Genomic DNA, 19060 nt, shown 5'->3' on the forward strand with positions numbered 1-19060 from the left:
GGCGTCGTGAGGAGGTGACATGAAGACACCTCAACGTTCGTTGCGGCAGGGCGTTCAACGGGCAAGGTGCCACAGGCGGAAGTAACCAGCACAATCCCCAAGGTCGCCGCTAGTCGAAAACGTGCACGGATCATCCTCGTGACTGCTTGGCTGACTTGCGCGCAGACATGACCAGCACAATGAAGGCGCCCACGAAACCGATAATCACGACGATCGAACCCAGGTAATGATGCATGAGGTCAAACCCGGTCTGCCCCCACCAGACGAGACCGAAAACGATCATGAGAAAACGGAGAACATTGCAGGCGGCTACGATGATTAGGCTCACGATGAGCGCACGGACCAGCGAGCCGCGTTGGCAACGCCCTGACAATAGAATCAGTCCTGCCGCTGCCAGCAGAGGCACCCACAGCACGGCTGTTGAACAAAGTGCCGTGATATTCAATCCATAGGGAACGTTGTCGCCCATTCGGAACACCACCATGCTGGCAACGCTGTAAACGCTTGTATCGGAGAACAACTGCAGCGTCCCGGCAAAGGCGCGGGCCTCAAGTGTGCGGAGCTGATCCTGAAACATGATCAAGGCTGCAGCGCCGGCAAACAGCATGAGGGCGGGGAAGCCGTGCGGCCGTGGAGCCCTGATCGCTGCGTTCGTTGGCGGGTTCGAAGCGTTTGGCACAGGGACGTGCGCGGGAGTCGTCGTCATTAGGCTTCCTTTGCCAGTAGCTGGGCGTCAGATTCATTGTTTCGGCGGGTCTTGGCCCAGCCATTGCGGCCCGTAAGCATACGGAAACCGGCCCGCAGAACACACACGTAGCTTTGGTACATGTACAGCCAGTAGCCAACGCCCCAGACCAGACCCATGAAAAAGTTGCGGCCAGGTTCTGCTTGGCGGCGGTAGATTGGCCCCCACAATGCGAACGGGACAACACCGGTCAAGAGAATGAGGGGGATGAGCCACCAGGCTTGACTCAGCCACAGGGCGACGCTGCCCGCCGTGACGGCACCGCTACCAATCATCGACAGGAAAAGGGTCGGCCACAGGAACAGGCCAATGAGCTGAACATAGGGAATCAGCAGGAAATAACTGGATTCCAGCGCCCCAAGGTTGGTGAAGTGGGGAGAAACGAAGATGTTCTTGAGGTAACGGCTGCACTGCATGCCGCCTTGGCACCAGCGAGTACGTTGGGTCAGCAGGCGTCGTACCGAGGGCAGGGCTTCCTGCGAGACATGGGTGTCGTGCATGTAGACGGTGTGGTGGCCGGCAAGCATGATGTGGATGGCGAGCTCATAGTCTTCCAGGAGCCCACCGTGCCAGGGGCGTTTGGCGATGTCGGCGACGGCATCCAGTGCCGAGAGCCGGGTGAACTGGCCATTTCCGCCAAGACCCACGGACAGTGTGTGTCGACGCAAGGACTGCATGGCAGCAATGGTGGTACGGAATTCTATGTCCTGCATACGCACAAGGTACCTGGCCATGGCTTGTTTCAGGCGGGAATTTCCGCTGGCCGGGTTGGGGTCATTGCGGTTGCGCATCCATACGGCGGCCTGCGCGGCGCCAACCGTCGGATCGCCAAACGCGAGTGAACCGGAGGCCTGCGCCAAAGCGTTGGGGGCCAGCTCTCCATCACCATCAACGACTGCCACGATGCAGCGGGTGCGGTCCGTGGTGGCCGGGAGCCAGGCATTGAGTGCCGCATATGCGGCGTTCAAGGCATCGCCCTTTCCTGTCCTGGCATTCGGGCGCCTGCGTTGGATCAGATGGATCTTGCTGTTTTCACGCGACATGGCCACGACAACCTCGGCGGTGCTATCTTCACTGTCATCGTCGATGACCCAGATGTGGGCACCCGGGAACTGGGTGACGAGGGATCTGACAGTGTTCTTGATGACCACTTCTTCATCTCGGCAGGGAATGAAGAAGTGCCAATCGAAGAGCGTTGGGTCACCTTCCGGATCCTGTTTTCTGGTCAGGAAGGGAACCAGCAGGATTGCGACGTACGCCAAGAAGGTAACCAATAGGACGAAGGCAAGTGCCTGGGCCGATTCAAAAAAAGACAATATGTCCCCAGAGCTAATGGATGCGGGTAGTGCGGACCCGGGCTTGTAACAAGCCCGGACCCGCACCGTCAATGCAAGGTGGTACTAACTAACGACGTCTTATTGGACGCTTTGCTTCTTCCGGCTGACAGAGCGCAGCAGAAAGAATCCAGCTACCAAGACCACTGCAGCAATGAGCAGGTACCAGCCCAGCGGGCCAGCTCCTGTAGCTGCTAGTGCTCCGGCGCCGGCAGCTGTTCCGCCGCCGCCAATTTTTGGTCCGTACATGTGTGATTGCTCCCTAGGCCATTGCCACGGTGCTGGCTGCACCGTTGCGACGGCGACGAACGACAAACATGCCCAACAGCACGATCAGACCGAGGCCACCAGCGATGGCCAGGCTGTCCTTGTTGACGACCGGAATCGCAGCGGTGGTCAGGTTCGGTCCAACGCTTGCCGAAGCCAGGTCAATTGTGGTCAAAGAACCATTGAGCAGGCTCAGCTGAAGTGCTGTCTGAGTGAACGTGCCTGCCGTGGTGCTTTGTACGTTGACCTTCAGTGCAGCAATGTTGCTCACTGCGGCACTCAACGGGGGTAGCAGTGAGGTGCTCAAGCCGGTCAGCAGGGGATTCAGAATTCCCTGTGCCGTGGCGAGAGCAGCGCGGGCGACGATGCCGAGCACACCCGCGGGGATTGCTGCACCAACACTTGTCAGGAGGTCATTTACGATTTTTGTAAGCTTGGCGACTACGGCCTGCGGCAGGTACTGCAACAGGTCGGTGCCGGCGGGCAAGGCATTGATGTTGGCAACTCCAGCAGCTGCGAGCAGCTCGGCTTCGGTGATGGCAATCTTGCCACTGGCCAAGGGGTTGGTGATGTCTACGCCAACGAGAGATACGGCGGCCAAGAGGGTGTTGATCGCCGGGTTAAGCGTGTTGGCAACACCTTGAATCACGGTTCCACCCACGGATGCGCTGACGCCGGCTACGTTGTACTGACCAACCGGGGCTGCGTCGACGTCCTGCTTTGCAGCCGCGGCTAGTACACCGACCTGGAGATCAATGTTGACGAGGTCGGCTCCACCCAGCAAACCGGCCGTGCCAACCATGACGCGAGCTGCCGGCAATGCCGGATCGCCTGCGACAGGAAGGTTTCCGGGCAGGGTGACCAGCGACGGTGCGCCGGATACCAGGCCGGAGAAGGCTTCAGAGGAGCCATCGTTGACGGCGTGGCCGTACTGGCCGACAGCGCCAAGCTGGATGATGCCATTGTTGCCAAGCAACGGAATGTTGCCAGCACCAACGTTAAGAATGCCCAGAGCGCTGAGGTCCAACGGCTGGTTGGCAACTACGTCTGCAGTCGTACCATCGTTGATGGCAGTTGCCGCACCGTTCTTGAGGTCAAGAGCGAAGTTCGGGTAGCTAAGAAGCGACCCGTTTAGCAGCTGGCCTGATCCCTGGCTGATGACGTCTCCGGGAGCGGCCTGTGCAGGCGCTCCCGCCAACATGCCAAGTGCCAGAGCGGCAACGGTTGCCGTTCCAACGGCGCCCGACCAAGCGCGCACAGTTTTAGTCTTGTTCATTTAGTGGTTCCCCTAATAATTTGACTTTCGAGTACCTCAAGTACCGCCAACCGAAGGCTTAAAGCAGCTCTTCGATCCCCCCAATGGAACCGATTATTTTGCGAATGATACCGACAAGTCATGTCCAAGGTTGGTAGTGGCGAAACGGAACATACCGAGCGTCTGTCAACATTAATTGCAATGAAAAAATACGGGGAAAATCAGATCTGACAGCGGTCAGTTGAATTTCCCGAGACCTTTATGTAATTGTTATGATTTCCTTTTTAGCGGTACTGCGTGCTTGCTATCACAAGGCAATCACAGTCAATATTCTCTCATCGGCAGTCGGAAAACCTGAGTGCCAGGCGGCTAAAATTGATTAGCCAAGTGGCTAAAATGTGGCGCTAATAATAGCCAGTTGGCTTTACCGGCAGCCTCGATTTAATTCGCTTCTGAGATTATCTGACTAACATTGGGACCGGTCACTTGGTTGGCTGTGTACAGAGCGGAGTTGGCATCAGTGATGGAATCTATGTGCCAGCCATGACATGGGCGCGTCACAGGACTCTGTTTGATTCGAGATAGGACGCTGGCGCGCTATTCTTGGAGAAGTAGGCTTCGGGGGAAATACGTTATCGCCTCCTTCCATGCACGTGTGCATGGTGGGTAGCCGGATGTCACGTACCAATGCAATCTCGACCAGCCGGGTGGATCGTAAAGATCGTCCAGGCTAGTCCGGTAAGCGGTTACGTATTAGCTGCATGGATAAGGGTTGGAAAATGAATGTCGGAACTATACAGACCGTAGCGACCCTGCAGATGGCAGTCGTCGGATGCGACTACGTCACGAATCTCGGCCTGTCCCAACTCTTGAACCGCGCCAATTACATCAATGTGTTGGCTTCCGTGCCCAGCTTGCCAGCTCTCAATTCGGTCATGGAAACATCTAACGTGGATCTGGTTCTCATTGATGCGGGCATTCCACTCATGGACTTGATGCACATTTGCCGGGAACTTGCCGCGGCGGAAACCTCGCCCACCGTGGTGGTGATGGGGGACCTGCCCTTTGAAGTTACCGAATCCCTCATCTTTGCCGGTGTTAGCGCAATCCTGAACAATGGCGTGGTTGCGGAAGATATTCCCACTGCTTTGCGCATGGCTCATCGAGGTGGCGCAGTGTTAGTCAACAAGGGCTCCCGTCTTGCCTTGATGGAGCGCAGCAACAGCTACGATATTGGCAATCGCGTTCGCTTTGACGGCCTCAATACTCGCGAACGAGCCGTGGCCCTCGGCGTTGCTGAAGGGAAGTCCAACGGACAATTGGCCTCGGAACTTCATGTCAGTGAAGCAACGGTGAAGCTTCTGGTTTCAAACGTCATGGGTAAGCTACGTGTTTCCAATCGAGTCCAGATCGCCGTTGTGGTCACCAAAGCCCGTCTCGTCTGAACAGTCGGCTGCATGCACCGCGTCTAGCGAGACTCGGCCGAAACATGCCTGTTACAAGAGCGTCGATTGTCCTTTACAAAGACCTTAAAAATGTAACGTGACGGAAATGATTCGGGTCTCACTTTGAAACACGCAGGACCCAACATTGTAAGAGTCCACATTGCACGGGCCCAAAGAAGCGGCCGGCAGTAACTCTCGCAAGGAAAGGCCAGAAGCTGATGAATACTGGCGATACAGCTTGGGTCCTAGCATCCGCATCTTTGGTGCTTCTGATGACCCCAGGACTAGCATTTTTTTACGGCGGCATGACCCGGGCAAAGGGTGTGCTGAACATGATGATGATGAGCTTCGGCGCCATCGCCGTGGTCGGCGTCCTCTGGGTCCTCTTTGGATACTCGGCAGCGTTCGGTAGCGACGTTGGCGGCGGACTCCTGGGCAACCCGTTCGAAAAGTTCGGTCTCCAGGGTGTTCTTGACACCTCAGACACCATGCCGCTGGTGGGAACCATCCCTGAGATTGCCTTCGTTGGCTTCCAGGCCGTGTTTGCCATCATCACCGTAGCCCTTATTACCGGTGCCATTGCAGACCGCGCCAAGTTCGGTGCCTGGATGCTCTTCGCCGCAATCTGGGTCACAGTTGTCTACTTCCCCGTAGCTCACTGGGTCTTCTCCTTTACCGAAGACGCGGAAGGCAACCCCACAGGTGGCTGGATCGGCCAGGGTTTGGGTGTTATTGACTTTGCCGGTGGTACTGCTGTTCACATCAATGCCGGTGCAGCAGCTCTGGCCCTGGCCCTGATCCTGGGTAAGCGCAAGGGCTTCGGCAAGGATTCGAGCCACCGTCCGCACAACCTTCCGTTCGTTATGCTCGGCGCCGGACTTCTCTGGTTTGGCTGGTTTGGTTTCAACGCCGGCTCCGCCCTGGGTGCCAACGCTGTCGCCGGCTACGCCTGGATCAACACGCTGGCCGCACCTGCCGCAGCAATCTTGGGCTGGCTCTTGGTTGAAAAGCTCCGTGATGGTCACGCCACTTCCCTCGGTGCCGCATCCGGTGCCGTAGCCGGCCTGGTAGCCATCACCCCCGCATGCTCGGCCTTGACCCCGGTTTGGTCCCTTGTCCTGGGCCTGATCGCCGGCGTTATCTGCGCACTGGCAGTTGGCTTGAAGTACCGTTTTGGAATTGACGATTCACTGGACGTTGTAGGTGTCCACCTTGTCGGCGGCATTGTCGGCACGCTGTTCATTGGGCTCGCGGCGGACGAAAACTCGCCGGCAGGTGGCCAGGGTCTTTTCTATGGTGGCGGATTCGAACTTCTGGGCAAGCAGGCTATCGGCGCATTCGCAGTTATGCTCTACTCCTTCGTGATCGCGTTCGTCATCGGTTGGATCATCAACAAGACCATGGGCTTCCGTATCTCGGACGAACATGAAGTAGATGGCATTGACGTCGCCATTCATGCAGAATCAGCTTATGACTTGGGCGGCCGCAACTCCGGTAGCTTCTCGCCCCTCCTTGAAAAACTCCCTACGGCTTCCGGGTCCAAGGAATCACGTAGCGTGGAAGCGAAGGTAGACGCATGAAACTAATTACGGCGATCATCCGCCCGGAACAACTGGACGATGTCCGCAACGCCTTGGAAAGCTACGGTGTTCAAGGACTCACAGTCAGCGGCGCGCACGGCTACGGCCGCCAACGCGGCCACACCGAGGTTTACCGCGGTGCCGAGTACACGGTGGACTTGCACCCGAAGATCCGGATCGAAGTCCTTGCCAGCGATGAGCAAGCTTACGATCTCATGGACATCATCGTTGCCAGCTCCAACACCGGTACCGCAGGTGATGGCAAGGTTTGGATGATCGAGGTTTACGAGGCAGTCCGGGTCCGGACCGGCGAACGCGGCGTAGCCGCCATCTAAGTAAATTCAGTGGGCCCACGCGCCCGTGGGTTTCCTGGCTGAGCTTGCGAGGTTGGGGAGGGTGCGGGGAACGACGGCGGCCGTTGGGTGAGTTTCAAAACTCACCCAACGGCCGCCGTCGTACTTGTGCCTGCTAGTCGCTGCTGGTGGTCCACTGCGCCGGACCCGTGGTACCGGCTGCGTATTCCTCCATGGGGACCTCATTTGCCTTCCATGCGGCAAATGCCGGCTCCACGATCCGCCAGCATTCCTCTGCGGTGTCGCCGCGAACGGAGAGGAGTGGATCCGCGCTGAGGACGCCGTCGAGCACTTCACCGTAGGGCAGAAGGGGGTCACTGGCCAGCTTTGCCTCCAGCTGAACGCGATCCAGCGTGAAAAGGTCGCCGGGGCCATTGACATCCAGGTCCAGGGTGAGAGTCTCCGGGCCAAAGCCAATGTGAAGGCGGGTGGGGGAGTCAGTTCCCTTGAAGCCCACGGGAAGGTGCGGAACTGGTTTAAAGGTCACCACGGCCTCTTTGCGGGTTCGTCCCAAGGCCTTGCCGGAGCGCAGAATGAATGGGACACCGGCCCAACGCCAATTGTTGACAAAGACCTCCACCTCAGCCAGCGTCTCCGTGCCATTTGCCGGATCCACGCCCTCCTCGTCCAAATAGTTTGGGACGGTTCGTTCGGCAATGGTCCCTGCTGTGTAGCGGGCACGGCGGGTGTGTCCGGCGAGGTCGCCATTGCGGCCTATGCTGCTGGCTCGAAGCACCGAGGCAATGTTGGAGCGGACATCGTGCTCGTCAAGCGTGGCCGGCGGCTCCATGGCCATTATTGCCATGATTTGCAGGAGGTGGCTTTGAATCATGTCGCGTCCGGCGCCGGCATGATCGTAGTAGCGGGCACGGTTCTCCAAGGTCAGGGGTTCATCAAAAACAATCTCGACTTTTTCAATGTGGTCGCCGTTCCAGGAATGCTCCAGCAACCTGTTGGCGAAACGCAGCCCCATGATGTTAAGAACCGTGGACTTGCCCAGGAAATGATCAACGCGGTGAATATGATCCTCCTGGACGAGCCGGGCCAAGGTGGCGTTCAGGAGTTGCGCCGACTCTGTACTCGAACCAAACGGCTTCTCCATGACCAGCCTGGTGCCGGCGGGCAAATCTTTTTTGGCAAGAATTTCACAAGCCTTTTGACTCACCGCGGGCGGCAGCGCGAAGTACAACGCCACGGGCCCCTCGATATCCTTCAAGAACGCACCCAACGCGCCCTTGGCCGTGACATCAAGCTGGTGATAGGTGCTGTCCTTTTGAACGCTCGTGAGCTCGGCAATACCGGCCTCAGTTGACGCGCCGCCAGGTCTTAGGGCATCGGCGAAGCTGTCCGTGAGCCGTTCCTGCCACTGTTGGGCTGGCCACGCATCGTTTCCGGCACCCACCAACTTCAAGCCAGGGGCACGGCCGGAGGCAATAAGCCTGGCAACACCTGGCAAGAGCAGCCGCCCGGTGAGATCGCCGGAAGCACCCAAAATCACCAATGTCTTAATGCGCCCGCCTGGGCTGGCAGCGGCTGCCGGGGACCCGGCGTCGTGCGTGGCGGTGGACTGTGGACCGGATTTGGAAGAGGTTTTCATCACGGAATCAGCATGCCACTAAGCCGCGGCAAATTCAGCCCACTTGAGCCGGGCATGTTTGAATATTTACCCACGGGAAAATCGTAGGAAGTCAATCGGAATCCGTTGGCGACGCGTGCAGCGAAGGGGCCCGCAAGTTGGTACCCTTGATAGTTGAGTCCCTCAGGAAAGGGAGTGGGGCAGCGAAAATGCTGGCCCGCCGGTCTCATCCTGAATATCGAAAATTGCCGCGCCCCTTGCGCGGGCAGGCCTAGCTGCCGGTCCGCGCGGGCGTCGGTTAATCCCTGACGAAAGAAGTACGCGGCGCGTGTTCAACTCACTATCTGATCGGTTGACAGCAACCTTCAAAAACCTCCGTGGCAAGGGCCGGCTCAGCGAGGCCGACGTCGATGCCACAGTGCGCGAGATCCGTCGCGCCCTGCTGGATGCCGACGTTGCCGTTCCCGTAGTTCGCGAATTCACCGCAAAGGTACGCGAACGCGCACTCGGTGCGGAGGTCAACGACGCCCTGAACCCGGCGCAGCAGATCGTCAAGATCGTCAACGAGGAACTTGTTGCCATTCTCGGTGGGGAAACCCGCCGCATCAACCTGGCCAAGAACCCGCCCACCGTGATCATGCTGGCCGGTTTGCAGGGTGCAGGCAAGACCACGCTTGCCGGAAAGCTGTCCAAGTGGCTCAAGGGCCAGGGCCACAGCCCGCTGTTGGTCGCCGCGGATCTCCAGCGTCCCAACGCCGTCAAGCAGCTCCAGGTTAACGGTGAGCGCGCGGGCGTTCCCGTCTTCGCCCCGCACCCAGGCGTCAGCAGCGAATTTGAAAGTGCCACGGGCGATCCCGTAGCCGTCGCCATGGCCGGTTTGGCCGAAGCCAAGTCCAAGCTGTACGACGTGGTCATTGTTGACACCGCCGGCCGCTTGGGTATCGACGCCGAGCTGATGAAGCAGGCCGCGGACATCCGCGCCGCCATCAACCCCGACGAAGTGCTCTTCGTCATCGATGCCATGATCGGCCAGGACGCCGTCAACACGGCCCAGGCGTTCAACGAGGGTGTCAACTTCACAGGCGTTGTGCTCACCAAGCTCGACGGCGACGCCCGCGGTGGTGCCGCCCTCTCGGTGGCTTCCATCACGGGCAAGCCCGTCATGTTCGCCTCCACCGGCGAGTCCCTGGACGACTTTGAACTGTTCCACCCTGACCGCATGGCCAGTCGCATCCTCGACATGGGTGACGTACTTACGCTCATCGAGCAGGCTGAAAAGAACTGGGACAAGGGCGAAGCCGAGCGGATGGCGAAGAAGTTCGCCGACCAGGAAGACTTCACCCTGGATGACTTCCTGGCCCAGATGCAGCAAATTCGCAAAATGGGCTCCATGAAGAAGATGCTCATGATGATGCCGGGTGCCGCCGGAATGCGCCAGCAGCTCGAGAACTTCGACGAGCGTGAGATCGACCGCGTCGAGGCCATTGTCCGCTCCATGACCCCGCACGAGCGTGTTGCGCCGAAGATCGTGAACGGATCACGCCGCGCCCGCATTGCCAAGGGTTCAGGTGTTCACGTCTCCGAGGTCAACGGCCTGCTGGAGCGCTTCGGCCAGGCCCAGAAGATGATGAAAAAGATGGCCCAGGGTGGCGGCATTCCCGGCATGCCGGGTGTTGCTGGCCCCGGCGGCTTCAACAGCGCCCGCAAGGGAAAGCAGGGCCCCAAGAAGAAGGCCAAGTCAGGCAACCCGGCCAAGGCCGCGGCTGAGCTGAAGGCGGCGCAGGAGAAGGCCAACGCACCCAAGGCCCTGCCCACGGGTGCCGCCTTTGGTGCCGGCGCCGAAGACTTTGATCCGGCAAGCCTGAACCTGCCCAAGGGATTTGAGAAGTTCCTGGGTAAGTAGTCTTGCTGCGCTGGAAGGCCCCGTTCGCTGCGTTAATCTTCGACGCCGGACGGGGCCTTTCGCTGTCTCGGCGCGGCGGTGGCTGGTCGGAACGACGCGACAGACTCACACGATGTGGGCGACACCTAACGCGCAAACATCGCGGCCAGGTGGCGAAATCGGGCAACTTGCCAGCCCCATCCGGTAATCTGCACCAATGAGTAAAACCCGGATTGTGTTTGTGCACGGCATGGACGGCTATGGGATTGCAGCCTGGCCCGCCCAGCATCTCTTGGCCGGGAACTATGATTGTCTCTTTCTCAAGCGGACTGGTTTTGACGCTACCGAACCACCTGTAGCAACAGATTTTGAGGCCGACGCCCGCATCGTTACTGACGCATTGGGACAGGGCGGACATCTTGTGGCCCATGCACAAGGTGCCATCGCCGCAGTGATGGCAGCGGTGGAGCGCCCTGATCTGGTCAAGTCGCTGGTTCTGGTCGAGCCGGCCTTGCTGTCACTCACGGCAGAACTTCCGGCAACTACGGCCTACCGCGAATACGTTGAGCCACTGTTTGCCCGCAGCGCCGAACTCACCGACACCGCCTTCTCAGCAGAGTTTCGACGATTGACAGCATCCATGGCAGGTACCGCAGCGGTGCGGACGGTCCCGGCCGAGTCATCAGCCAGAATTGCCGCCCGCATCCACCTGCAGGCACCGCAGTGGGAAGCCCCATTGCACATAGTTCCCGGAGTTCCCACGCTTGTGCTGACCGGTGGGTGGGAGCCTCTCTATGAAGAGATTGCCGAGTACCTCACCACGACGGGGGCCCTTCACCGCATGGCCCCGGGCGGCCACCGCCCACACGACACTCCTGCCGGGGCTGCGATGATCACTGAATTCATCGCAGCCCAAGAGGACGCTGCCGGCGCCTAACCCGGCGCATTCAACTGCGGGGGACCACCAAGTCAGGCAGATACACCTTGGCGCCGGAATCCAGGAATTCTGCGCTCTTGGCAGCCATGCCACCAGCAATGGCCTCTTGTTGCGCCGCTGATCCGTAGGTATCCCTGATGTCTTGGCTGATCTTCATGGAGCAAAACTTCGGACCACACATGGAACAAAAATGCGCCGTCTTGGCTGGTTCTGCCGGGAGCGTCTCGTCGTGGAAAGCTTCAGCCGTGGCTGGATCCAGGGACAGCGAGAACTGGTCACGCCACCGGAATTCAAACCGTGCCTTGGACAATGCGTCATCACGGTCCCGGGCGCCGGGATGCCCTTTGGCCATGTCGGCCGCGTGGGCGGCGATCTTGTAGGTGATGACACCGGTTTTTACGTCGTCCTTGTTGGGCAACCCCAGATGTTCCTTGGGCGTTACGTAACACAGCATGGCCGTGCCGTACCTGGCAATCTCGGTGGCGCCAATTGCGGAGGTGATGTGGTCATACCCGGGCGCAATGTCCGTGACCAGCGGCCCCAAAGTGTAGAACGGCGCGCCGTCGCACAGCTCCTGTTGGCGCTCAACGTTCTCCCGGACAAGATGGAACGGGACGTGGCCCGGCCCCTCCACCATGACCTGAACGTCGTAGGTCCAGGCCCGCTTCGTTAGCTCGGCAAGGGTGTCCAGCTCGGCAAATTGGGCCGCGTCGTTGGCATCTGCCGTTGAGCCAGGCCGCAGACCGTCGCCCAGGGAAAACGCAACGTCGTAACGGGCAAAGATCTCGCACAGTTCATCGAAGTGCGTGTAGAGGAAATTCTCCTGGTGGTGGGCAAGGCACCAGCCGGCCATGATGGATCCACCGCGGGAGACGATCCCCGTGACGCGGTTGGCCGTGAGCGGGACGTAGCGCAGCAGCACCCCGGCGTGGATGGTCATGTAGTCCACGCCTTGTTCGCATTGTTCGATCACGGTGTCACGGAATATCTCCCAGGTGAGGTTATGGGCTTCGCCGTTGACCTTCTCCAATGCCTGATAGATGGGAACGGTGCCGATGGGAACCGGAGAATTGCGGATGATCCATTCACGGGTGGTGTGGATGTCATCGCCGGTTGAGAGGTCCATGACGGTGTCCGCGCCCCACAGCGTGGCCCACTGCAGCTTGTCCACTTCCTCGGCGATTGAGCTCGTCACGGCCGAGTTGCCGATGTTCGCGTTGATCTTCACCAGGAAGGCCTTGCCGATGATCATCGGTTCGGACTCGGGGTGGTTGATGTTGCTGGGAATGATGGCCCGGCCCGCCGCCAGCTCGCTGCGAACGAGTTCCACGGAGCAGTTTTCGCGCAGCGCCACGAACCTCATTTCGGCAGTAACGACGCCGGTCCTTGCGTAGTGCATTTGGGTCACCGTGCGCCCGGCTTCGGAGCGCAGAGGCGCCCGCTGCGTGCCTTGCCATTCCGCGGAGGCGGCGCCGCGGCGCTGGGCCGAACGGCCGTCGTCGAGCAGTTCACGCCCGCGGCCTTGGTAATTCTGGGTGTCCGCCCGGGACTTGATCCAGGGATCCCGCAGAGGTGGCAGTCCGCGGACCGGGTCACTGCCTGGCCCCGCGGTACGGTACACCTGAATGGGTGGGTTGGGGCGGCCGGGTGCGGACTCATCCAGAGAAATGGATGTTACGGGAACGCTTAGCCCGTGCTGTTCATCCTCAAGATAGGAAAGCGTGTGGGCAGGGCTTTGTTCGGTGAAACTCATGGGTGAAACTCACTTCCTTCGCCGGCATTACCCGGACAGGTTCAACGGTCCAGGGCAGCTTCAGCCCATGTCTCAGCCCCTGCTTCGGGGCTCCCGTGTGGTCAGAGTCGAAGCTACACGATCAACGGGGTCCGATGTCAAGCCGTAGGATCGGTGCATGCTTGAAATACGTCCCGCCGCACTGAGTGAGTTTGCGCTGCTGCCCTCCATCGAGGCCGAGGCAGACGCGGCTTTTGAAACACTGGATCCACCGCTGAGCACCTCCGATTTTCCGCCGCCGGCCCTGCCCGCCGATTACGCGGCTGCCTTTCACATCATGGTGGCCGGGCGGCCCCCGGCGGGCTTTGTTCGCTTGGAAATTGTTGACGGTCAGGCGCATCTGGAGCAGTTGGCAGTGAGCCCCGAGTATGCGCGACAGGGTATTGGCAGAGCTCTCGTCAGCGCTGCCAAGGCATGGGCACTCGAGGCAGGTTTTCATTCCATGACCCTGTGCACCTTTGCCGATGTCCCCTTCAACGCACCCTTCTATGCCAGTTGCGGATTTAGTGAGCTTCCCCACAGTGAGTGGACCCCGGGGCTGGCCAGGATGCGAGAGCACGAGGCTGCGCTAGATGCCGCGGGCAGGAGGGTTGTCATGAAAATAAAACTAACCACCCAGGAATAACTTGAAGCTTCAAGTAGTTTGCTACTATATGAGTACAACAAACCTTGGAGACATCATGACTGCACGCAACGATCTACTTTCCGCCGACCTTACGATGGGCACCGTGATGCTCAAGGTTGGTGACATGACGATGATGAGCAACTATTACCAGAAGGCCCTCGGTCTGGACATCGTTGCCGAAGCCGATGGAGGCCAGTATCTGGGCCGCGGCAGCACCCCGCTGGTGCACTTGCAGCCTGCCGGCGGCCTCCACATTCCCGGACGCGGTGAAGCCGGGCTGTTCCACACCGCCCTGCTGTTCAATGACCAGGCGTCCCTTGCCGCAACCGTGGCCACCGCTGCCCAGTACAGCCCCCAGGCATTTGCCGGCAGCGCCGATCATCTAGTCTCCGAGGCCTTCTACTTCACCGATCCTGAGGGTAACGGCATTGAGCTTTACTGGGACCGCCCGCGTGATTCCTGGGCTTGGAGCAACGGTGAAGTTGAGATGGACTCCCTGGCGCTCTCGCCCCAGCACTATCTCCAGCAGCACCTGACAGAAGAGGCCGTTGTTGGACAGCGCCAATCCGGCGCTGACATTGGGCACGTCCACCTGCAGGTTGGTGATGTGAAAACGGCCGAGAAGTTTTACGTTGACACGCTCGGCTTCGAAAAGACCTCCAGCTTTCATGGCCAGGCCCTGTTTGTTTCGGCCGGCGGCTACCACCACCACATGGCCATGAATGTTTGGAACAGCCGCGGCGCCGGTCCGCGTAAGGACACGTTGGGCCTGGGTGAGGTGCTCATCCAGCTGCCGGGCCAGGACGACGTCGGGGCCCTCCACGAGCGTTTGGCCCACCATGGCATTGCGGTTGCCAATACTGGCGCCGAGATCACATTTAACGATCCGTGGAGCAACCAAATTCGCGTTAGTGTTGATTCCGGACAGTCCGCCAAGTAATAGGTGGGCGCCCTGGCACTCCTGCGTGTCGGACCACCAACTTGAAAGGCTTGTGCGTGGCCAATTATTCTGAGTTCTTCATCGCCGACCACCACCAGGCAGTAGCACGGGCCAAGGCTCGGCAGTCCGGAAAATCGCCGTCGATCGATGTTCCCGTGCTGCCAACGCCGGGCCTGAGCGATTTTGAAATTGAAGTACTGGGCGAGTTTGCCGTCAAGAAAGTCCACGCAACAGGCGTTGGCGCAGAGCTGAGCCTGGTGGACATCGAACTGGACACCCTGTTCGCCGTGCCGGATGCCCTGCTTGAGGTTTTCGCCGAGCTCAACGCACCCGAAGATCCCGAAGAAATTGTGGAGTTGGCTGCCGAATGGGCCGCTGCCGAGGAGATGGAGTCAACTCCAGAGGTGACCGAACCGTTGTTGCGCGCGCTCACCGCAATGGCGGCCGCCGCCCTCGCCGCCGCGGAAGACAACGCCAAGATGGGGCTGTTCTTCTACTCCGCGGACTAATCCCCGCGCCGTCCTGAAAAATGACACCGATCCCGCTTTCCGATGCCGAAATACCGGTGTCGAAAAGCGGAATCGGTGTCATTTTGCGTGGAGCGTCGTGCGTTCGGGGCCAGCATGGGGAGCAACACGCGGCAGGTGGGCAGCAACACGTCGCGCGGATCGGGTATTTTCTGGCATAATGAACAGGTACTCGATCCACATGGCCCCTCTCTCCGTGTGATGATCCTGTCCTTAGGATTCTGAAGAACGGCCCGCCCCACGGGAGCGTGAACCGGAATTCGCCCCTTTTTCGAAACAGGAGTAACCACAAAAGTGGCTGTAAAGATTCGCCTTAAGCGCTTTGGTAAAATGCGCGCCCCGTACTACCGCATCGTTGTTATGGACTCACACTCAAAGCGTGACGGCCGTGCCATCGAAGAGATCGGTAAGTACCACCCGACCGAAAACCCGTCCTTCATCGAGGTCGACACCGACCGCGCTCAGTACTGGCTCTCCGTCGGCGCTCAGCCGTCTGAGCCTGTTGCCAAGATCCTGAAGATCACCGGTGACTGGCAGAAGTTCAAGGGAATCAAGGGCGCCGAAGGCACCTTGAAGACCAAGGCCCCGAAGGTTGCATTCGTTGCTCCTGAGGCCAAGAACGTTGTTGTCAAGGAAGCCATCACCAAGAAGGCCAAGAAGGCTGACTCGGAAGAGGCCGCTGAGAGCACCGAGGCCGAGTAGTTTGTTGGCTGAAGCGCTGGAGCACCTAGTTCGCGGGATTGTTGACTCTCCCGAGGACGTACAGGTGAGCGTCAAGAACAACCGCCGCGGGGAATCCCTCGAGGTGCGAGTTCACCAAGACGATCTGGGCCGGGTTATTGGCCGTCAGGGCCGCACAGCCCGTGCCTTGCGCACGGTGGTTGCAGCCTTGGCCAATGGCGAACCGGTACGTGTTGACGTTGTCGACACCGACCGCCGCCGCTAACCTGCGTCAAAGAGCCTGGCACCTCCACAAGGGGTGTCTGGGAAGTTTTCAGCAGTAAAGCCAAATGTTTGGCCCCGGCACCATAATGGTGACGGGGCCAAACTTTTTCCCCAAATTTTCAAGCAATACATCATTCCAGCAGTACTTAGGAGTACTCATGCAGGTTCAGGTTGCCCGAATTGGCAAGCCCCACGGCATCAAGGGTGAAGTGACCGTTCTGGTCCTCACCGACGCCCCCGATTCCCGGTTCGCAGTCGGCGCCGAGTTCGTTGTGGAGCCAGCAAAGATTGGCACCCTGACCGTCAAGAGCTCGCGCTGGAACAAGGACATCCTCCTGCTGGGTTTCGAGGGCACCACCACCCGCAACGAAGCGGAGCTGCTCCGTGGCGCAACCATGTTCTTTGAGTCAGAGGATGACGAGGACGACGACGCCTGGTACGAACACGAATTGCTGGGCCTTGAGGTCCGGGTTGGCACAGAGAAGGTTGGCAAGGTGACGGGCCTGCGGACCCTGGCCGTGCAGGATCTGCTCATTGTCGAAGACAATGACGGCGATGAAGTCTTGGTCCCGTTCGTTGATGAGATCGTCCCCGAGGTGAACATCGAGGAAGGTTACGTCTTGCTGACTCCTCCTGCCGGCCTGTTCACCGTGAATAAGGAAATCTCTGCCAGCGATGAAACCGGCGAAGCAGCGGATCTGAATGGCTCGGAAGGATTGCCTGAGTAATGCGTTTTGACGTAGTCAGCATCTTCCCCGAGTACCTTGCGCCACTGGACCTGAGCCTGATCGGCAAGGCCCGCACCGAGGGCCTGCTGGAATTGAAGGTCCATGACCTGCGCAGTTACACGCAGGATCGCCATCGCACGGTGGATGACACACCCTATGGTGGTGGCGCCGGCATGGTCATGAAGCCGGAACCCTGGGCTCAAGCCCTGACGGACATCGCCGCAGCTTCTCCCTCGTCCGACGGCGTGAAGCCAACCTTGATTGTCCCGTCGCCTGCTGGCGAAGTGTTCAACCAGGCGCTGGCCTATGAGCTGGCCGAAACCGAACACCTCGTGTTCGCGTGTGGCCGTTACGAAGGCATCGACGAGCGTGTCCTTGAATGGGCAGCGGACGATTACATTGTTCGCCCCGTCAGCCTGGGCGACTATGTCCTCAACGGCGGCGAAGTCGCTGTGCTGGCCATGGTTGAGGCAATTGGCCGGCTGATCCCCGGTGTGGTGGGCAACCCTGAGTCCCTCATTGAGGAATCACACTCCGATGGTTTGCTCGAATACCCGGTCTACACCAAACCTTCCAGCTGGCGCGAGCGTGACGTCCCCGAGGTTCTCCTCAGTGGAAACCATGGCAAGATTGCCAAGTTCCGCAAAGAACTCCAGCTGCGCCGCACCTCCGAACGCCGCCCGGACCTGATCGCCGCCCTCGATGTCTCCAAGTTCAGCAAAGCGGACCGCAACATCCTCTGGGAACTTGGCTACGCCGTCGTCGATGGCAGGGCAGTACGCCGCGAAGGCGAGTAGAGCCCGCCACCCCGCTACACAGGACTCATCATGAACTAAGCCGCCGGATGAATTAGTCTGGCGGCTTCGAGTATGGCAAAATAAGTAGATGTGCCTACTGGGCGCGTTCCTGCCACAGGGGGAGCGTTCGTCAACAGAGCGGCACACCGGTGAGCCAACCTAGGCGATCCGGTCCAATTCTTTCGATCCCCGTGACTGGCCGAGTGCCGTCCGTGGGGATCGTGACACAAAGTAAATGACCTGTGGCGTTTACCTGGAGTGAGAAAAATGCATCTTCTCGATTCAGTCGACGCAGCCAGCCTGCGTACCGACATCCCCGCCTTCCGCGCCGGTGACACCCTCAACGTTCACGTGAACATCATTGAAGGTTCCCGCGCCCGTGTCCAGGTATTCAAGGGCTTCGTCCTTGGCCGCCACGGCGATGGCCTCCGCGAAACCTTCACGGTTCGCAAGGTCTCCTTCGGTGTCGGTGTAGAGCGTACCTTCCCGGTACACTCCCCGGTTCTGGAAAAGATCGAAGTTGTCACCAAGGGTGACGTTCGCCGCGCCAAGCTGTACTACATGCGTAACCTGCGCGGCAAGGCTGCAAAGATCAAGGAAAAGCGCGACAACCTCCCCACCAAGTAACAAAGGGGAGTCGCACTTTGACTCAAGCGAAACGCCAGTCCAGGAAACTGGGCTGGCGTTTTGTTTTTTTGGCAGTGGCCTTGATTTTCGTGTTCCTGGCATTGGTGCGCAATGTCTGGGTGGATGTGTATTACATCCCGTCCGAATCGATGGAGCCCCTGCTGCTGGCCGGAGACCGTGTTCTTGTGTCCCGGACGGCGTTCGCCACCCAGCCCATAGAGCGTGGGGATGTGGTTGTCTTTGACGGGCGCGGATCCTTCAGGCCTTTGAAGTCCGGGGCCGGTGATCTTGCCGATGGCATCGTAGCTGCGGGGCAATGGCTGGGGTTCGTGCCCAACAACAATGTTTACGTAAAACGCGTCCTTGGAGTCGCCGGCGATACCGTCAAGTGCTGCTCGGCCAGCGGCCTCTTGGAAATCAATGGAGTTCCGGTAACTGAGAGTTACCTATATCCCGGTGATGAGCCCAGCGCGTTGACATTCGAGGTGAGCGTCCCGCAGGGTAAGTTGTGGCTTATGGGTGATCATCGCAGCGTTTCACTGGATTCAAGATCGCTCCTTGGCGCGCCCGGTGGCGGCCTGATCTCCACCTCGCGAGTCATCGGTTCGCCGATTGCCAACGTTTGGCCCCTGGGCCGGATCCACGCAATCTACAGCGACGGAACGGCCCTGCCCTAGTAGTTGACCTTGCTCCTGACCGCTGCCC

20 protein-coding genes and 1 riboswitch are annotated in these 19060 nt (G+C 59.4%); of the genes, 14 read left to right on the forward strand and 6 right to left on the reverse strand.

The features are described 5' to 3' along the window. Nucleotides 1–130: 130 nt before the first annotated feature. The 4 genes from xrtS to BLV41_RS02565 all read right to left on the reverse strand — a co-directional run bounded on the left by xrtS (nucleotide 131) and on the right by BLV41_RS02565 (nucleotide 3622). The gene (gene xrtS / locus BLV41_RS02555) at nucleotides 131–706 is read right to left on the reverse strand and encodes an exosortase S (protein WP_074710286.1); all 576 of its coding nucleotides are present in this window, start codon (nucleotides 704–706) and stop codon (nucleotides 131–133) included. Then, nucleotides 706–2061, reverse strand: coding sequence for an XrtP-associated glycosyltransferase (locus tag BLV41_RS02560; RefSeq protein WP_083360565.1), 1356 nt, complete (start codon nucleotides 2059–2061; stop codon nucleotides 706–708). The genes xrtS and BLV41_RS02560 overlap by 1 nt, the downstream gene beginning before the upstream one ends. Before the next feature lie 99 nt (nucleotides 2062–2160). Further along, on the reverse strand, nucleotides 2161–2328 hold the full coding sequence (locus tag BLV41_RS21935; protein ID WP_157884096.1) for a hypothetical protein: 168 nt from the start codon (nucleotides 2326–2328) through the stop codon (nucleotides 2161–2163). Nucleotides 2329–2341: 13 nt separating this feature from the next. After that, complete coding sequence (locus BLV41_RS02565) at nucleotides 2342–3622, reverse strand: PVV-CTERM domain-containing choice-of-anchor G protein (RefSeq protein WP_139244185.1); 1281 nt, start codon at nucleotides 3620–3622, stop codon at nucleotides 2342–2344. A gap of 758 nt (nucleotides 3623–4380) precedes the next feature. Here BLV41_RS02565 and BLV41_RS02570 point away from each other — a divergent pair. The 3 genes from BLV41_RS02570 to BLV41_RS02580 all read left to right on the forward strand — a co-directional run bounded on the left by BLV41_RS02570 (nucleotide 4381) and on the right by BLV41_RS02580 (nucleotide 6961). After that, nucleotides 4381–5046 (forward strand): response regulator transcription factor, encoded by a 666-nt coding sequence (locus tag BLV41_RS02570; protein ID WP_170835409.1) that lies wholly within the window; start codon nucleotides 4381–4383, stop codon nucleotides 5044–5046. Between the two features lie 218 nt (nucleotides 5047–5264). Further along, on the forward strand, nucleotides 5265–6626 hold the full coding sequence (locus BLV41_RS02575) for an ammonium transporter (protein WP_044579316.1): 1362 nt from the start codon (nucleotides 5265–5267) through the stop codon (nucleotides 6624–6626). Further along, nucleotides 6623–6961, forward strand: coding sequence for a P-II family nitrogen regulator (locus BLV41_RS02580; protein ID WP_044579315.1), 339 nt, complete (start codon nucleotides 6623–6625; stop codon nucleotides 6959–6961). The genes BLV41_RS02575 and BLV41_RS02580 overlap by 4 nt, the downstream gene beginning before the upstream one ends. A 133-nt stretch (nucleotides 6962–7094) precedes the next feature. On the opposite strand, the gene BLV41_RS02585 is transcribed toward BLV41_RS02580, so the two are convergent. Continuing rightward, on the reverse strand, nucleotides 7095–8576 hold the full coding sequence (locus BLV41_RS02585) for a glucose-6-phosphate dehydrogenase (RefSeq protein WP_083360567.1): 1482 nt from the start codon (nucleotides 8574–8576) through the stop codon (nucleotides 7095–7097). A gap of 307 nt (nucleotides 8577–8883) precedes the next feature. Here BLV41_RS02585 and ffh point away from each other — a divergent pair, with 307 nt between their 5' ends. Next, entirely contained in the window at nucleotides 8884–10458 is a 1575-nt protein-coding gene (gene ffh, locus BLV41_RS02590) for a signal recognition particle protein (RefSeq protein WP_044579312.1), read from the forward strand. Between the two features lie 196 nt (nucleotides 10459–10654). Next, the gene (locus tag BLV41_RS02595) at nucleotides 10655–11374 is read left to right on the forward strand and encodes an alpha/beta fold hydrolase (RefSeq protein WP_074710292.1); all 720 of its coding nucleotides are present in this window, start codon (nucleotides 10655–10657) and stop codon (nucleotides 11372–11374) included. Nucleotides 11375–11384: 10 nt separating this feature from the next. Here BLV41_RS02595 and thiC read toward each other — a convergent pair whose 3' ends face one another. After that, entirely contained in the window at nucleotides 11385–13127 is a 1743-nt protein-coding gene (thiC, locus tag BLV41_RS02600; RefSeq protein ID WP_074710294.1) for a phosphomethylpyrimidine synthase ThiC, read from the reverse strand. After that, a riboswitch (TPP riboswitch) is annotated at nucleotides 13124–13234 on the reverse strand. Its footprint overlaps the gene before it by 4 nt. A 50-nt stretch (nucleotides 13235–13284) precedes the next feature. Between thiC and BLV41_RS02605 the strand changes: the two genes are divergently transcribed. The 9 genes from BLV41_RS02605 to lepB all read left to right on the forward strand — a co-directional run bounded on the left by BLV41_RS02605 (nucleotide 13285) and on the right by lepB (nucleotide 19032). After that, complete coding sequence (locus BLV41_RS02605; protein WP_074710296.1) at nucleotides 13285–13791, forward strand: GNAT family N-acetyltransferase; 507 nt, start codon at nucleotides 13285–13287, stop codon at nucleotides 13789–13791. Between the two features lie 55 nt (nucleotides 13792–13846). Beyond that, entirely contained in the window at nucleotides 13847–14731 is an 885-nt protein-coding gene (locus BLV41_RS02610) for a VOC family protein (RefSeq protein WP_074713065.1), read from the forward strand. 56 nt (nucleotides 14732–14787) lie between these two features. After that, nucleotides 14788–15240 carry a hypothetical protein gene (locus BLV41_RS02615; RefSeq protein WP_074710298.1) on the forward strand — a complete coding sequence of 151 codons (453 nt, stop codon included), beginning with the start codon at nucleotides 14788–14790 and terminating at the stop codon, nucleotides 15238–15240. A 312-nt stretch (nucleotides 15241–15552) separates the two neighbouring features. Further along, entirely contained in the window at nucleotides 15553–15960 is a 408-nt protein-coding gene (gene rpsP, locus BLV41_RS02620; RefSeq protein ID WP_044571189.1) for a 30S ribosomal protein S16, read from the forward strand. A 1-nt stretch (nucleotide 15961) separates the two neighbouring features. Then, on the forward strand, nucleotides 15962–16204 hold the full coding sequence (locus tag BLV41_RS02625; protein WP_044571187.1) for an RNA-binding protein: 243 nt from the start codon (nucleotides 15962–15964) through the stop codon (nucleotides 16202–16204). 157 nt (nucleotides 16205–16361) lie between these two features. After that, nucleotides 16362–16931, forward strand: coding sequence for a ribosome maturation factor RimM (gene rimM / locus BLV41_RS02630; RefSeq protein WP_074710300.1), 570 nt, complete (start codon nucleotides 16362–16364; stop codon nucleotides 16929–16931). After that, complete coding sequence (gene trmD, locus BLV41_RS02635) at nucleotides 16931–17728, forward strand: tRNA (guanosine(37)-N1)-methyltransferase TrmD (protein WP_044571185.1); 798 nt, start codon at nucleotides 16931–16933, stop codon at nucleotides 17726–17728. The genes rimM and trmD overlap by 1 nt, the downstream gene beginning before the upstream one ends. A gap of 267 nt (nucleotides 17729–17995) precedes the next feature. After that, entirely contained in the window at nucleotides 17996–18355 is a 360-nt protein-coding gene (gene rplS, locus BLV41_RS02640; protein ID WP_044571182.1) for a 50S ribosomal protein L19, read from the forward strand. 17 nt (nucleotides 18356–18372) lie between these two features. Further along, nucleotides 18373–19032 carry a signal peptidase I gene (gene lepB, locus BLV41_RS02645; RefSeq protein ID WP_074710302.1) on the forward strand — a complete coding sequence of 220 codons (660 nt, stop codon included), beginning with the start codon at nucleotides 18373–18375 and terminating at the stop codon, nucleotides 19030–19032. Nucleotides 19033–19060 lie beyond the last annotated feature (28 nt).

It is taken from the genome of Arthrobacter alpinus (assembly GCF_900105965.1).
In the GTDB taxonomy this organism is placed as follows: Bacteria; Actinomycetota; Actinomycetes; order Actinomycetales; family Micrococcaceae; genus Specibacter; species Specibacter alpinus.

What these genes read in the sequence shown, in the direction of transcription:
- BLV41_RS02580 (WP_044579315.1), top strand. Translation starts at nt 6,623, where the DNA reads ATGAAACTAATTACGGCGATCATCCGCCCGGAACAACTGGACGATGTC.
- BLV41_RS02575 (WP_044579316.1), top strand. Translation starts at nt 5,265, where the DNA reads ATGAATACTGGCGATACAGCTTGGGTCCTAGCATCCGCATCTTTGGTG.
- BLV41_RS02585 (WP_083360567.1), bottom strand. Translation starts at nt 8,576, where the DNA reads ATGAAAACCTCTTCCAAATCCGGTCCACAGTCCACCGCCACGCACGAC.
- trmD (WP_044571185.1), top strand. Translation starts at nt 16,931, where the DNA reads ATGCGTTTTGACGTAGTCAGCATCTTCCCCGAGTACCTTGCGCCACTG.
- thiC (WP_074710294.1), bottom strand. Translation starts at nt 13,127, where the DNA reads ATGAGTTTCACCGAACAAAGCCCTGCCCACACGCTTTCCTATCTTGAG.
- BLV41_RS02570 (WP_170835409.1), top strand. Translation starts at nt 4,381, where the DNA reads ATGAATGTCGGAACTATACAGACCGTAGCGACCCTGCAGATGGCAGTC.
- BLV41_RS02565 (WP_139244185.1), bottom strand. Translation starts at nt 3,622, where the DNA reads ATGAACAAGACTAAAACTGTGCGCGCTTGGTCGGGCGCCGTTGGAACG.
- rimM (WP_074710300.1), top strand. Translation starts at nt 16,362, where the DNA reads ATGCAGGTTCAGGTTGCCCGAATTGGCAAGCCCCACGGCATCAAGGGT.
- BLV41_RS21935 (WP_157884096.1), bottom strand. Translation starts at nt 2,328, where the DNA reads ATGTACGGACCAAAAATTGGCGGCGGCGGAACAGCTGCCGGCGCCGGA.
- rplS (WP_044571182.1), top strand. Translation starts at nt 17,996, where the DNA reads ATGCATCTTCTCGATTCAGTCGACGCAGCCAGCCTGCGTACCGACATC.
- xrtS (WP_074710286.1), bottom strand. Translation starts at nt 706, where the DNA reads ATGACGACGACTCCCGCGCACGTCCCTGTGCCAAACGCTTCGAACCCG.
- BLV41_RS02595 (WP_074710292.1), top strand. Translation starts at nt 10,655, where the DNA reads ATGAGTAAAACCCGGATTGTGTTTGTGCACGGCATGGACGGCTATGGG.
- BLV41_RS02605 (WP_074710296.1), top strand. Translation starts at nt 13,285, where the DNA reads ATGCTTGAAATACGTCCCGCCGCACTGAGTGAGTTTGCGCTGCTGCCC.
- BLV41_RS02610 (WP_074713065.1), top strand. Translation starts at nt 13,847, where the DNA reads ATGACTGCACGCAACGATCTACTTTCCGCCGACCTTACGATGGGCACC.